Source organism: Pseudomonas arabinosi (genome assembly GCF_047758675.1).
Taxonomy (GTDB): Bacteria; Pseudomonadota; Gammaproteobacteria; order Pseudomonadales; family Pseudomonadaceae; genus Aquipseudomonas; species Aquipseudomonas arabinosi.
The window spans coordinates 4073529-4086604 of the sequence record NZ_CP180480.1 but is presented as its reverse complement, the minus strand read 5'-3'; the positions used below and the strand labels follow the sequence as shown (position 1 = coordinate 4086604).

Annotated in this window: 14 protein-coding genes; 7 read left to right on the top strand and 7 right to left on the bottom strand. The window is 60.1% G+C overall.

Features of this window, described 5'->3' with window-relative positions; genetic code table 11:
• The first annotated feature begins 142 nt into the window (after positions 1 to 142).
• The 7 genes from ACMXYJ_RS19025 to astA all read left to right on the top strand — a co-directional run bounded on the left by ACMXYJ_RS19025 (position 143) and on the right by astA (position 5953).
• Complete coding sequence (locus tag ACMXYJ_RS19025; protein WP_046053556.1) at positions 143 to 925, top strand: transporter substrate-binding domain-containing protein; 783 nt, start codon at positions 143 to 145, stop codon at positions 923 to 925.
• 76 nt (positions 926 to 1001) lie between these two features.
• Entirely contained in the window at positions 1002 to 1727 is a 726-nt protein-coding gene (locus ACMXYJ_RS19020) for an ABC transporter permease (RefSeq protein WP_415756423.1), read from the top strand.
• Entirely contained in the window at positions 1724 to 2434 is a 711-nt protein-coding gene (locus ACMXYJ_RS19015) for an ABC transporter permease (protein ID WP_415756422.1), read from the top strand. The genes ACMXYJ_RS19020 and ACMXYJ_RS19015 overlap by 4 nt, the downstream gene beginning before the upstream one ends.
• 56 nt (positions 2435 to 2490) lie before the next feature.
• Positions 2491 to 3252, top strand: coding sequence for an ABC transporter ATP-binding protein (locus ACMXYJ_RS19010; protein WP_415756421.1), 762 nt, complete (start codon positions 2491 to 2493; stop codon positions 3250 to 3252).
• Positions 3253 to 3264: 12 nt separating this feature from the next.
• The gene (locus ACMXYJ_RS19005; protein WP_415756420.1) at positions 3265 to 3744 is read left to right on the top strand and encodes an Lrp/AsnC family transcriptional regulator; all 480 of its coding nucleotides are present in this window, start codon (positions 3265 to 3267) and stop codon (positions 3742 to 3744) included.
• 239 nt (positions 3745 to 3983) lie between these two features.
• Positions 3984 to 4922, top strand: a complete 939-nt coding sequence (ctlX, locus tag ACMXYJ_RS19000) for a citrulline utilization hydrolase CtlX (protein ID WP_415756419.1) — start codon at positions 3984 to 3986, stop codon at positions 4920 to 4922.
• A complete protein-coding gene (gene astA / locus ACMXYJ_RS18995) occupies positions 4919 to 5953 on the top strand; it encodes an arginine N-succinyltransferase (RefSeq protein ID WP_415756418.1) in 1035 nt (344 codons plus the stop codon). Before ctlX ends, astA begins: the two co-directional genes overlap by 4 nt.
• Before the next feature lie 96 nt (positions 5954 to 6049).
• Here astA and ACMXYJ_RS18990 read toward each other — a convergent pair whose 3' ends face one another.
• The 7 genes from ACMXYJ_RS18990 to ACMXYJ_RS18960 all read right to left on the bottom strand — a co-directional run bounded on the left by ACMXYJ_RS18990 (position 6050) and on the right by ACMXYJ_RS18960 (position 13069).
• The gene (locus ACMXYJ_RS18990; RefSeq protein ID WP_415756417.1) at positions 6050 to 6757 is read right to left on the bottom strand and encodes an HPP family protein; all 708 of its coding nucleotides are present in this window, start codon (positions 6755 to 6757) and stop codon (positions 6050 to 6052) included.
• A gap of 156 nt (positions 6758 to 6913) precedes the next feature.
• Positions 6914 to 8092, bottom strand: a complete 1179-nt coding sequence (locus ACMXYJ_RS18985) for an MFS transporter (RefSeq protein ID WP_415756416.1) — start codon at positions 8090 to 8092, stop codon at positions 6914 to 6916.
• Positions 8093 to 8108: 16 nt separating this feature from the next.
• On the bottom strand, positions 8109 to 9569 hold the full coding sequence (locus tag ACMXYJ_RS18980; protein ID WP_415756415.1) for an MmgE/PrpD family protein: 1461 nt from the start codon (positions 9567 to 9569) through the stop codon (positions 8109 to 8111).
• On the bottom strand, positions 9566 to 10453 hold the full coding sequence (locus ACMXYJ_RS18975; protein ID WP_415756414.1) for a polysaccharide deacetylase family protein: 888 nt from the start codon (positions 10451 to 10453) through the stop codon (positions 9566 to 9568). The genes ACMXYJ_RS18980 and ACMXYJ_RS18975 overlap by 4 nt, the downstream gene beginning before the upstream one ends.
• Positions 10446 to 11294, bottom strand: coding sequence for a polysaccharide deacetylase family protein (locus ACMXYJ_RS18970; RefSeq protein ID WP_415756413.1), 849 nt, complete (start codon positions 11292 to 11294; stop codon positions 10446 to 10448). Before ACMXYJ_RS18970 ends, ACMXYJ_RS18975 begins: the two co-directional genes overlap by 8 nt.
• A 147-nt stretch (positions 11295 to 11441) precedes the next feature.
• Complete coding sequence (locus tag ACMXYJ_RS18965) at positions 11442 to 12266, bottom strand: ABC transporter substrate-binding protein (RefSeq protein WP_415756412.1); 825 nt, start codon at positions 12264 to 12266, stop codon at positions 11442 to 11444.
• Between the two features lie 38 nt (positions 12267 to 12304).
• On the bottom strand, positions 12305 to 13069 hold the full coding sequence (locus ACMXYJ_RS18960) for an amino acid ABC transporter ATP-binding protein (RefSeq protein ID WP_415756411.1): 765 nt from the start codon (positions 13067 to 13069) through the stop codon (positions 12305 to 12307).
• Positions 13070 to 13076: the final 7 nt, after the last annotated feature.

Sequence of the window (13076 nt, the reverse complement as noted above, 5' to 3'; positions counted from 1 at the left end):
CGACGACTGGCTCGGGCCGGTCGAAAACAACAACAAATACGGCTGCGGTGAATACCGCATCGACTCTCTGCCCCTGTCAAAAAGTGTGGTTAGGCGCAGGCGCCAGACCGCGATAAATCCAAATAATCCGGGACTCAAGAAGATGATCAACATCAAATGGCTGACCTTGCCGGCAATCGCATTGCTGTGCTGCACCACCGGCGCCAGTGCCAAGGAATGGAAAGAGCTGCGATTCGGCGTCAACCCGAGCTACCCGCCTTTTGAGTCCACCACCGCCGATGGCGGCGTGCAGGGCTTTGGCGTGGATTTGGGCAACGCGATCTGCGCCGAATTGAAGTTGAAATGCGTGTGGGTCAGCAATGACTTCGACGGTCTGATTCCGGCACTCAAGGCAGGTAAGTTCGATGCCATCGAATCGTCGATGACGGTGACCGATGCGCGTAAAAAGCAGATCGACTTCACCGATCGCCTGTATGCCGGGCCGACCGCGATCGTCACCCGCAAGGATTCCGGGCTGTTGCCCACCGCCGAGTCGCTGCAGGGCAAGACCATCGGTTACATGCAGGGCACGATTCAGGAAACCTACGCCAAGGCCAAACTGGCACCCGGCGGCGTGAAACTGCGGGCTTATCAGAATCAGGATCAGGTCTACGCCGACCTGGTATTTGGTCGTCTCGACGCCTCCATCCAGGACAAGATGCAGGCGCAAATGAGCTTTTTGACTTCCCCCCAAGGCGCTGACTTCAAGAACAGTGAAGGCATCAGCGACCCGTTAGTGCCATCCGACATCGCCATCGGCGTGCGCAAGGACAACGAAGAACTCAAAGGCATGCTCAATGCCGCCATCAAGGCCCTGCATGACAAGGGTATCTACGCGCAGATCCAGCAGAAACACTTCGGCGATCTGGACCTCTACAACTACTGATCCTCGCGCCCCGAAGGCTGCGTCCTGGTAACAGGCGCAGCGCTTGCGCGCGGGCGCCTCAAGACAGGTGACTGACGTGAACTCCTTCCTGAATCTGATCGGGGTCGATCTCTCGGCCCTGCAAGGCTATGGCCCTTTGTTGCTGCACGGCACCTGGATCACGCTGAAATTGTCAGCGCTCTCGCTGCTGGTGAGCATGGCGCTGGGCCTGCTCGGCGCGGCGGCGAAACTGTCGCCGCTGAAGCTGTTGAACCTGCCGGCGACCTTCTACACGACACTGATCCGTGGTGTGCCGGACCTGGTGCTGATGCTGCTGATTTTCTACAGCCTGCAAGGCTGGCTGAGCAGCCTGACCGAGGCCATGGACTGGCCCTACATGGAAATCGACCCGTTCGTGGCGGGCGTCATCACCCTCGGTTTTATCTACGGCGCGTATTTCACCGAGACCTTTCGCGGGGCGATTCTGAGTGTGCCGCGTGGGCAGCAGGAAGCCGCCGCGTGCTTTGGTCTGAATCGCTGGCAGCGATTTCGCTTTGTGGTGTTCCCGCAAATGATGCGTTTCGCCTTGCCGAGCCTCGGCAACAACTGGCTGGTGCTGCTCAAGGCCACGGCGCTGGTGTCGATCATCGGTCTGTCGGACTTGGTCAAAGTCGCGCAGGAAGCCGGCAAAAGCACCTTCAATATGCTCGATTTCCTGCTGCTGGCAGCGGCGCTGTATTTGCTGATCACCAGCGCTTCCAACTACGTTTTGCGCGTGCTGGAACGGCGCTATAACCAGGGTGTGCGGGGGATGGCACGATGATCGAGTTGATTGCCGAATACTGGAAACCCTTTCTGTTCAGCGACGGCTACAGCCTCACCGGGTTGGCCATGACCTTGTGGCTGCTGGTGGCGAGCATTGTGATGGGGTTCTTCCTGTCGTTGCCATTGGCGATCATGCGCACCTCGCGCTGGGGCCTGCTGCGCTGGTCGGTTCAGCTGTTCACTTATGTGTTTCGTGGTACGCCGCTGTATATCCAGTTGCTGATTTGCTACAGCGGGATCTACGGCATCGCCGTAGTGCGCTCGCAACCGCTGCTCGAAGCATTTTTCCGCGATGCGATGAATTGCACCTTGCTCGCGTTCACGCTCAACACTTGCGCCTACACCGTGGAAATTTTCGCCGGGGCGATTCGCAGCATTCCCTACGGTGAAATCGAGGCCGCCCATGCTTATGGCTTGAGTGGCTGGCGCCTGTACCTGCGGCTGATTCTGCCTTCGGCGTTGCGCCGGGCACTGCCGTATTACAGCAACGAAGTGATCCTGATGTTGCACGCGACTTCAGTGGCGTTCACCGCCACCATTCCGGACATCCTCAAAATCGCCCGCGACGCCAATGCCGCGACCTTCATGACCTTCCAGGCCTTCGGCATTGCCGGCCTGCTGTACCTCGCGCTGTCGTTCGGTCTGGTCGGAGCTTTCCGGCTGGCAGAGAAGCGCTGGCTGAGTTTTCTCGGCCCGACTCACTGAATCCCATTTTCTATCCAGGGCGGTGCCGCCAGGCGCGCCGCTCCAGGAGTGCTGACATGTACAAACTCACGGTTGAAAATCTGTATAAACGTTTTGGTGACAACGAAGTGCTCAAGGGCGTCTCGTTGAATGCACGGGCAGGCGATGTGGTGAGCATGATCGGCGCCAGCGGTTCGGGTAAAAGCACGATGCTGCGCTGCATCAATTTTCTGGAGCGCGCGGACGAAGGCGCCATTGAACTGGACGGCGAGCGCGTCATCACGCGCCCGGGTGCCGGTGGCATGCGTGTCGCTCATCCGGCGCAATTGCAGCGTTTGCGCACGCGCCTGGCGATGGTGTTCCAGCATTTCAATCTGTGGAGCCATCTGACGGTGCTGGAGAACATTGTGCTGGCGCCGTGTCGGGTGCTGGGAATCAGCCGCAAGGCCGCCGAAGAAAGTGCGCGGGTCTATCTGGACAAGGTCGGTTTGCCGCAACGAGTGGCCGATCAATACCCGGCGTTTCTGTCCGGTGGGCAGCAACAGCGGGTGGCAATCGCGCGTGCCCTGGCAGTTGAACCGGAGATTCTGTTGTTCGACGAGCCGACTTCGGCACTCGATCCGGAATTGGTGGGTGAGGTGCTGAAGGTCATTCAGGCACTGGCCGAAGAAGGCCGTACCATGTTGATGGTGACCCACGAAATGGGGTTTGCCCGGCAGGTTTCCAGCCAGGTGTTGTTCTTGCATCAGGGCAAGGTCGAGGAGCAGGGTGACGCTACGATCCTCGACCAGCCAAAAAGTGAACGTTTGCAGCAATTTCTATCGGGTCGTTTGAAGTGAGGCAAGACGTACATGGCGGATATCCGCGATCTGTCGATCGTGCTTGATCGTATCGATCAGGCAATCATCGAAGTGCTGCGCCACGATGGGCGCATCACTTATCAAAAGCTTTCCGAGCGCGTGCACCTGACGCCCAGGCCGTGCCTGGAACGGGTGCGCAAGCTCGAACAGCTCGGGGTCATTCGTGGGTATGGCGCGATTCTCGATGAAAAGAAACTGACACCAGGCTTGTCGTTGCTGGTGCTGGTTGCGTTGTCCAACCAGAGTGGGCGGGCGGCGCAAAAGGCGTTCGAAGCCAAGGTCCGCGCCTGTCCGCAGGTGCTGGAATGTCGATTGATCAGCGGGGCGTTCGATTACAGCTTGCGCATGCGTTGCCGGGACATGGAGCATTATCGGGTGCTGACCGAGGTGTGGTTCGATGACCCGGATTTGCACATCGACAAGTTGGTCAGCCATCCGGAATTGGCGATGGTCAAGACCACGATGGAATAGAAGCAAGATCAAGATCAAAAGATCGCAGCCTTCGGCAGCTCCTACATTGACCGTGTGAAAACCCGATCCTGTAGGAGCTGCCGAAGGCTGCGATCTTTTGCTTTTCGGTGCTCGCCGAATCGGCTGGGCCACACACGTTTTTCAGCCGTTTCCATCACGCCGCAGCCTCTTATCAACCGGGTTTTTTAGCCTGCGACACAGACAATGAGTACCTCTTAACCCTCATTGAATCTGTGCCCATGCAAACCACCAATACTGTTTTGATGATTCGCCCGACACGCTTCTCCTTCAATCAGGACACAGCGGCGAACAACCGTTTCCAGCAGCCGGCCGCCGTCAGCGAAGACGTGCAACTCAAGGCGTTGCAAGAGTTCGATGGCTACGTTGCCGCGCTACGCAGCCATGGCGTCGAAGTCATGGTGCACAACGACCGCGAAGCACCGCACACCCCGGATTCGATCTTCCCTAACAATTGGTGGAGCAGCCATCCCGACGGCACCTTGGTGCTGTACCCGATGCAGGGCCACAACCGGCGTCTGGAGCGGGACAAAGGCGTGCTCGACTGGCTGCGGGACGAGTACCGGGTGGAACAGTTGCTGGACCTTTCCAGCCTCGAACAGCAGGAAGTGTTCCTCGAAGGCACCGGCAGTATGGTGCTGGATCGTCAGCAGCGGATTTGCTACGCCGGTTATTCAACCCGCACCCATGCCCGTGCCCTGGATCAGGTGGTCAGCCATTTGGGTTACGAGCTGTGCGCATTCAATGCAGTGGACCGCCAGGGCGTCGCGATTTACCACACCAACGTGATGATGAGTGTCGGCACGCGCCTGGCCGTGGCGTGCCTGGCGTCGGTCACTCAGCCGGCCGAACGCCAGGCCCTGCGTAAACGCCTGGAAGACAGCGGCAAAGAGGTCATCGCCCTGAGCTGGGAGCAACTGGAATCCTTCGCCGGCAACATGCTGGAGGTCCACAACGCTGCGGGCGAACCTTTGCTGGTGATGTCGCGCACGGCCTGGCAATCGCTGGATGCGGCGCAGCGTCGATTGATCGAAACCCACACCACGCCACTCCCCGTCGATATCGACACCATCGAGCGCATCGGCGGCGGCAGCGCGCGCTGCATGCTGGCCGAGGTCTTTCTGTCCAAACATCGGGTTACCCAGGAGCAAATGCGATGATCGTTCGTCCAGCCACACCGGTAGACCTGCCGGCACTGTTAGCCCTGGCCCATAGTGCCGGAACCGGTTTGACCACCTTGCCGGCCGACGCGGGACGTCTGCGTCAGCGTCTGGAATGGGCGGCGAAAACCTTCGCTGGCGAGGCCGAACGCGCCGATGCCGATTACCTGTTTGTGCTCGAGAATGACCAGCATGAAGCCATCGGCATTTGCGCACTCGCCGGTGCCGTCGGCCTGCGTGAGCCCTGGTACAACTATCGACTGGGCCTGTTTGTCGCGGCTTCGAAAAACCTCGGGATCAATCAGCAGCTGCCGACCTTGTTCCTCGGTAACGACATGACCGGTCATTCAGAGCTGTGTTCGCTGTTTCTGCATGCCGATCACCGCAGCGGCATGAACGGACGTTTGCTGTCCAAGGCGCGGTTCCTGTTTCTGGCGGAATTTCGTCAGCACTTCGGTGAAAAGGTCATCGCCGAGATGCGCGGCTACTCGGACGAAGAGGGCGTTTCACCGTTCTGGGAAGGTTTGGGGCGGCACTTCTTTAAAATGGATTTTGCCGATGCCGACTACCTGACCGGCCTGGGCAACAAGACGTTCATCGCCGAACTGATGCCCAAGTTTCCGCTGCCGACCTGCCTGTTGCCGGAAGCGGCGCGAACCGTCATCGGTCGCGTCCACCCCAACACCGAACCGGCGCTGGGCATGCTCAAGGCTGAAGGATTCGAACACCGTGATTACATCGACATCTTCGACGGCGGCCCACTGATCGAATGCGCCACCGGGGATATCCGTGCGGTGCGCGACAGCCAGGTACTGCAACTGAGCATCGGCACACCGGGTGAGCAGGCGGCGACTTACCTGATTCATAACCGCCAGTTTGCCGAGTGCCGGATTACCGCGGCACCGGCGCGGGTGGCTGCCGGTACGTTGATTGTCGAAGCGCAAACTGCGAGGAGCTTGGGGTTGAATGCCGGTTCATCAGTGCGTGCGGTGAGTCTGGCAGTACCTGCACGGCAATTATCTGCGGCATAGATAAATCCTAAAATCAAAAGATCGCAGCCTGCGGCAGCTCCTACAGGGGATCGCATTTCAATGTAGGAGCTGCCGCAGGCTGCGATCTTTTGATCTTCAACCCTTACTGGAAAACACATCACCAATGCTGCGTCGTTTGGCATGCAACTCACTGGCATGGATCAACTGTTCGAGGTCTTCGGGGGTGACGTCGAAGAAGGCTTCCATGTCCGCCAGGGCCAGTTTCAGGTCCTGGGCGGTGATCGCCTGGCTGTCGGTGGGCGGGCGATCGGCCGGCACCCTGGACACCGGTTCGCTGGCGCGTTTTGGGTAACGAATGCGCGTCAGGTTGTTGTAGGCCAGGGCGCTGAGCAGCATGGTCGATCCGCTGAGCATCACCGGGCCGAGGGCTTTCCAGTCCAGGGCAATGGTCGCCGGGTCTGCCAACACCAACAGCAGCGCCAACGCCCCGGCCGGTGGATGCAGGCAACGCAGCCAGCACATCAGAATCAATGCCATGCCGGCCGCCAGGCAAGCGCTGCCGAGGGTTCGTCCAAGTACGTGAGCGACCAGCAGCGAAACCACCCCGGCGCTGAGGTAGCCGCCAAGAATCGACCAGGGCTGGGCGAGGGCGCCGGAGGACACGGCGAACAGCAACACGGCCGATGCCCCCAGCGGACCGATCAGGTGCTGCGCCACTTGCATGCCAAATACCTGACTGCAGAGCCAGACGCTGAACATCGTGCCCAGCGCCATGCCGATGGCAGCGCGGCTCCATTCTGAAGGACGGGTATTGATAGCGGCAGGTAACCAGCGAGCAAACATGAGGCAAACAATCCGTAAAAAACCGAGGCAAAAAAAAGGCTTAGCTGGGATACCCAGAAAGCCCTTGAAGTTGTTCCAACTATTGGGGGAGGAACGGGCACAGTGTGCCGTTCATTCCTGATGCTGACAAATTCATATTAATGCAGTTTTAGTGCATTAATTTTGCTGTAACGCCACCCGGCGACCACTCATGAAACACAGGAAACCGCCCATGGCGGTCAGCGCGCTTAGCGCATAAAACATCGTTGGCGCCGGGGTGTGCATCAGCAGGTAACCACAAATCACCGGGCTCAGGGCACCGCCAAGGGCCGCGAGGTTTTGCGCGCCGTAATAGCTGCCGCGCAGCTCTTCCGGGGCCAGGGTGTCGACGAAGAGGAATTCGGCGGGGTAAATGATCATTTCCCCGAGGGTGAAGATGAACATTGCCACGCACCACGACACCAGGCTGTCGGCCAGGCTGAAACCGATCAACCCGACGATGAACAGACTGGTACCGCCCGCGATCCAGTAACGCAATTGCTCGCGTTTGAGGAATCGGCCGATCTGGTATTGCAGCAGGATCACGCTGATCGCGTTGCAGGCGAGCAGGGCGGCCATGGTTTCCAGCGCTCGCTTGGAATCGTGGGTCACTAGCAAGTATTGCGACAAGTACAGGGTGAAACGGCCGTGGACCACGGTGCTGAGCAGGCAGCCGCAGGTGAACATGATCAGCGTGCGGTCGTTTTTCAGGGTGACCAGCGTCTTGAGAAAACTCTGGGGTTGGCCGATCGCGGGGGCCTGGGCCGAGTCCTTCGGTATCCCGATCATCAGGAAAATACTGAAGAACGCGATGCCACCGGCAATCAGGAACGGTGCAATCGGGTACACGCCGGCAATCACCACACCCAGCATCGGGCCGGTGGCGTAGCCAATGTTGGTCAAGGTGTAGCGCAGGGAAAACGCCTTGGCGCGTTGGCCCATGGGCAGGTTTTCGCTGAGGATCGCCTTCGAGCCGATCAGGAACAGCGCCGAGGCGGTTTCGGTGATCACCAGGGTGGCGGTGGTCAGGTAGAGGTTGTCGGCGAAGGTCAGCAGCACGAAGCCGATGGCGCTGGAGAGCATCGCGAGGATCAGCAGCCTGCGCTTCTCGAGGCGGTCGATGATGTAACCGCCGTAGAGCGCGAGCAGGGTGGCGATGAACACCGCGATGCCCAGCAGCAAGCCGACGTCCTGTTGGTTGAGGCCGAGTTTGTTGCTCAGGAACAACGTCAGCAGCGGGCTGGTGATGGCGCGGCTGACGACGATGGTCAGCGAAACGATCATCAACCGGCGGATAACAAGTGAGTAAGTGGCCACGGTGGTGCAAATATCCTTATTTTGGTGTTTGGCTTTGATCGTTCCCACGCTCTGCGTGGGAATGCCTCAATGGACGCTCTGCGTCCGCTTCGGCAGGGACGCGGAGCGTCCCGGGCTGCATTCCCACGCGGAGCGTGGGAATGATCAGTGCCTCGATAGATTCCAACTCTTCAAGTCGCCACAACAATTCACACAACGCCTGCGCTTGCTCTCGCGACATCACCCGCACCGCCAGACTGAAAAATTTCTGCTCCAGCGCCGCATCACTCAACGGATTGCCCGGCGCACCCAACGGCACGTCAACGCACAAGCTCGCCTGCCGACCGTCCACGGTCCGCACGCTGACGACGGGCTCGCCATCCTCTGACAGTTGCGGGTCCACTTCAAGACGGATACGCGACATCCAGTGAGCAATCCGTGGGTCGCGCCGCTGTTCATCGTCATAAGCTTCCAACCGGCAATGACCCTGCACCAGCCGGGCCGCGAGGGCGTACGGCAAGCTCATCTGCGCCGCCGCCAGCGTACCAACATCGCGTCCGCCGCACATGTCCTGTAGAAACCCGCACAACGACACCCGGACATCCTCGACCTGATCCGCGCTGACCTGCAGTTGATCCAGCAACAGGCCCAGCGCATCAATCGCCGAATGGGTTCCGCGGCACGCGGCATAAGGTTTTATCGAACAGCGAGCGAGTTTCCAGACGACGCCCAGATCGGCATCCAGCGCGTCAGGTTGTGCAGTCTCACCGGCCAGGGTCTTGAGAAACCCGCCCCAGACATCATCGAACAACTTCGTCGGCCCGGTGATGCCGCGTTGGGCAAATCGCGCCGCCAGCAATCCACCCTCGGCGGCACGACCACTGTGAAGTTTCTTGCTTTGCGAGCCGTCGTGGATGAAGGCCCACAACCCCCCGCTGAAACTGCCGGCAATGCCCAGCGCCGAAACGGTTTGCGCGTTATCCAGTCCGAGAATTCGCGCACTGGCCGCCGCCGCGCCGAACACGCCGCAGGTGGCGGTGGAGTGCCAGCCGGCGCCGTTGTGGGCCGAATAACTGCCGCAGGCTTCGAGCACCCGGCGGCCGATTTCGTAGCCGATCACCACGGCCGTGATCAACTCCCGGCCATTCACCGGTACTCCAGACATCGACACCGCCGCCATGACCGCCGGCAGCACCACGGCGCCGGAATGGTCGCAGCCACCGGTGTCGTCCAGTTCCAGGGCATGGGCGGCGACGCCATTGAGCATCGCGGCCTGAGCCGCGCCGGTGCGCTGATCGGTGCCCCAGATCAGCGTGCTCCCGGTTTCACCGTCGAACACCTGCCGTGCCTGTTTCGCAACCTCGCTACCAGCCCCGGCCAGGGTCGCGCCGAAGGTGTCGAGTATGTGCCGCTTGGCTTGGGCCACCAGCGCGGGCGGCAAGTCTTCGAATCGGGTGTCGACGCAAAACTGCGCCAGTCGCTGCATCCGCTCACTCATGAAAGGTAATCCCGATAATGACGCTCATACACGGCCGCCGGATGGTCCTCGGTCACCGGCAGCGCCGATTCAGCCCACCATTGTGCGACGTCGGCGCCCGTGGCGATCCACACGTCATCGTGCTGTTGAATCCCCTCCAGCAACTCGCGCAATACGCCAATCCGCCCGGGCGTAGCAATGATCTCCGGATGGAGCCGCAGCACGTAACACAAGCCAAATCGGTGAAACCCGGCGAAGTCCATTTGCAGGTTGCCCAGGGTGTGGCTGTAAGAAGCGATCCGCGATTGCGCCGGCGGCACGGCCGGGCTGAGGTTGAAAGCAAAGAAGGGTTCATCTTCCAGTTCGTAGTGCAACGGCAACTCGATGACGTTGGGCGCCGTCGGGTGAGCAAACGGCAAGTCGTCACCGCGCCAGGATGAGGACCAGCGAATGCCGTGATCCTTCAACACCTCGATGAAACCCGGCGCACCGTTGCCGGCCGGGATGCGAAACCCCGTTGGGCGCTGGCCCGTCAGCGCGGTCAACGCCTCGCAGCCTTTGGCAATCTCGGCGCTTTGCTCGGCGAGACTCAGGGTGTCGTAGTTCTGGTGGCGATAACCGGCGCAGGCAATTTCATGCCCGCCAGCCTGGATTGCCCGGATGTGCCCGGGATTTTCCTCGGCGACGATACCGGGCACAAACCAACTGCTGGAAACCCCCAGTTCTTCGAACAAACCGAGCAAACGGTCGACGCCGCGTTGGGTGCCATAGCGCCAGACCGACAGCGTCTTGTCGCGCCCGGCGACTTCCGGGGCCTGGGTGAGGATGCCGTGGATGTCGTTGTAATCGACGGTCAACACCACGGCGCAGCGATAGCCTTTGGGCCAGACAGTGGACTCAGCCATGGTGATGCTCCTTCAGCCACCACTGGGCGACATCGCGGCAGGTGGCGAACCACACGTCATCGCGCTGGCGCATGTGTTCGAAGAGTTTTTCCAGCAACAGGATGCGTCCCGGTTTGCCGGTGATCTTGGGGTGGAACAGGGTGGTCAGGCACAACCCTTCGTTCATGGCGCCGTCGTACTCGCGGCACCAGTTATCGAGGGTCAGCGCGTAGCTGGCGGTGCGGTCCAGCCCGGAAGGAAAGTCCGGCGCGCGGGTGTAGGCGAGGGAGGCGTAGTCGTCCATTTCCCAGCGACCGGGGATTTCCACCAGCGGTGTTTCGTGGCCCGGCACTTTCACCAGGTACGGTCGGTCATCGCCGCGCATGCTGCTGGAATAGGTCACGCCGGCTTCCACCAGCATTGCCGGGGTTTCGGCGCGCCAGTCACCGGACGGGGTGCGAAACCCTTCGGCGCGGATGTTCAAGTGTTTCCAGAACACCTCGCGGGATTTGTTCATCACGTCCTTTTGCTGTTCCAGCGTCAGGGCGTAAAAGGATTCGTGTTTGTAGCCGTGGTAGGCCACTTCATGCCCGCGCTCGACAATCGCCTGGCACTGTTTCGGCCAGTTCTCCACGACCCAGGCCGGGACGAAGAACGTCGTCGGGATTTGGTACTCGTCGAGCACATCGAGGATTCGTGGCAAGGCCCGGTAAGGGCCGTAGCCGCCGAAACCGAAGTACTCGGGTTTGCGCCAGATCGAGCCGTTGAGCATGGCATCTCCGGTCGGGCCGTCGAGGTCGAAGGCCAGGGCGAGGCAGGCTTTGTGCTGGTCGGGCCAGGTGGGTTGTGGCGAGGAGGACATCGTGGTGCTCCAACTATCTATAAGTGCACTCTGAACCCTGTGGGAGCGAGCTTGCTCGCGATGAGGCCAGTGCATTCAACATCTCTGTTGACTGATACACCGCTATCGCGAGCAAGCTCGCTCCCACAAAGGGCATGCATCAGATGCTTACTTGCCGGCGTTAATGGTCACAGTCTTGATCGCACCCAACTCCAGATCCCACTTCTTCAGGATCGCCTGGTAGCTGCCGTCATCGACCATGCTCTGCAACGCGACCTTCACCGCCTCACTCAGCTCAGGCTTTTTCTTGCTCACGCCCAGCCCGGTGAACTGCTTGGAGATCGGCAGGCCCACGGTTTTATACATGTCCTTTTCCTGAGTCTTCAGGTAGGACAAGGTCTCGCTGCCCTGCATGGCCGCGTCGATACGGCTCTGACGCAGTTGCGCGCGGGCATCGGCCGAGCCTTCGGTGCCGATCACGTTGATCGCTGGCTTGCCGGCGGCTTCGCAGTTGGCCTTGCTCCACTCGGCGATTTCCGCCGGGAAGGTGGTGCGGCGGCTGGTGCCGACTTTCTTGCCGCACAGGTCGATGATCTCGTTTAAGTCCTTATTCTTCTGCAAGGTGTAGAACTGCGGACCGCTGGTGAAGTAGTCAACGAAGGTCACGCTGGCCTGACGTTCAGCGGTGTCAGTCATGCCAGACATCACCATGTCCACGCGGTCGGTGGTCAGCGCATTGATCATTTGCTCGAAACCGGTTTCCTGCCATTTGATCTTCACGCCCAGACGTTCGGCGAGGGCATTGCCCAGGTCATAGTCGAGACCGGTGAGGGTGTTGGTGGCCGGGTCCTTGAAGTCCATCGGCGGGTAATTCGGCATGATCGCTACCACGACCTCGCCCTTGGCCTTGATGCTGGCCGGCAATTCAGCGGCGAAGGTGAAGCTGGAAGCCATCAGGCCGGCGAGTACTGCTGGAATAACGAAGTTCTTCATGGTCGTTCTCTTATGAGTGTTTTGACGCCAACCGGCGCTTAGGTTCGAACGGCAGAAATGAAGCTTTGGGTGCGCGGGTTTTGTGGACTTATTAGTATTTCTTCGGGGCTTCCAGCCTCCACGATCTGCCCGCCGTCCATGAACACCATGCGGTTGGAGACTTCGCGAGCGAAGCCCAGTTCATGGGTGACGACGATCATGGTCATGCCGGTTTGCGCGAGGTCGCGCATCACCGACAGCACCTCACCGACCAGTTCCGGGTCGAGTGCCGAAGTGGGTTCATCGAACAGCATCAGCTTGGGCCGCATGGCCAGTGCACGGGCAATGGCGACGCGTTGTTGCTGACCACCCGAGAGTTCGATCGGGTAGCTGTTGCGCTTGTCGGCCAGGCCGACGCGAGCGAGCAATTCCAAAGCTTCTTCGTGCGCCTCTTTAGGCGAACGCTTGAGCACCTGGCACGGCCCTTCGATGATGTTTTGCAGCACGGTCATATGCGGGAACAGATTGAAGCGCTGGAACACCATGCCGGTGGACAGGCGCTGACGGGCGATCTGCGACTCGTTGAGTTCGTGCAGTTTGTTGCCGACGATCCGGTAACCCACCAGTTCGCCGTCGACCCACAGGCCGCCCTTGTCGATCTTTTCCAGCTGGTTGATGCAACGCAGCAAGGTGCTTTTGCCGGAGCCGGACGGGCCGATGATGCACAGCACTTCGCCTTGCTCGACTTCGATGTTGACGTCCTTGAGCGCGTGGAAATGGTCGTAGTACTTGTTCAGGCTCACAGCCTTGACGATGCTTCTCATGTAGAAC

Coding starts and splice junctions, on each gene's coding strand:
- ACMXYJ_RS19005 (WP_415756420.1), top strand. CDS start 3,265: ATGGCGGATATCCGCGATCTGTCGATCGTGCTTGATCGTATCGATCAG.
- astA (WP_415756418.1), top strand. CDS start 4,919: ATGATCGTTCGTCCAGCCACACCGGTAGACCTGCCGGCACTGTTAGCC.
- ACMXYJ_RS18965 (WP_415756412.1), bottom strand. CDS start 12,266: ATGAAGAACTTCGTTATTCCAGCAGTACTCGCCGGCCTGATGGCTTCC.
- ACMXYJ_RS18975 (WP_415756414.1), bottom strand. CDS start 10,453: ATGGCTGAGTCCACTGTCTGGCCCAAAGGCTATCGCTGCGCCGTGGTG.
- ACMXYJ_RS19025 (WP_046053556.1), top strand. CDS start 143: ATGATCAACATCAAATGGCTGACCTTGCCGGCAATCGCATTGCTGTGC.
- ACMXYJ_RS18970 (WP_415756413.1), bottom strand. CDS start 11,294: ATGTCCTCCTCGCCACAACCCACCTGGCCCGACCAGCACAAAGCCTGC.
- ACMXYJ_RS18960 (WP_415756411.1), bottom strand. CDS start 13,069: ATGAGAAGCATCGTCAAGGCTGTGAGCCTGAACAAGTACTACGACCAT.
- ACMXYJ_RS19015 (WP_415756422.1), top strand. CDS start 1,724: ATGATCGAGTTGATTGCCGAATACTGGAAACCCTTTCTGTTCAGCGAC.
- ACMXYJ_RS18990 (WP_415756417.1), bottom strand. CDS start 6,757: ATGTTTGCTCGCTGGTTACCTGCCGCTATCAATACCCGTCCTTCAGAA.
- ACMXYJ_RS19010 (WP_415756421.1), top strand. CDS start 2,491: ATGTACAAACTCACGGTTGAAAATCTGTATAAACGTTTTGGTGACAAC.
- ctlX (WP_415756419.1), top strand. CDS start 3,984: ATGCAAACCACCAATACTGTTTTGATGATTCGCCCGACACGCTTCTCC.
- ACMXYJ_RS18980 (WP_415756415.1), bottom strand. CDS start 9,569: ATGAGTGAGCGGATGCAGCGACTGGCGCAGTTTTGCGTCGACACCCGA.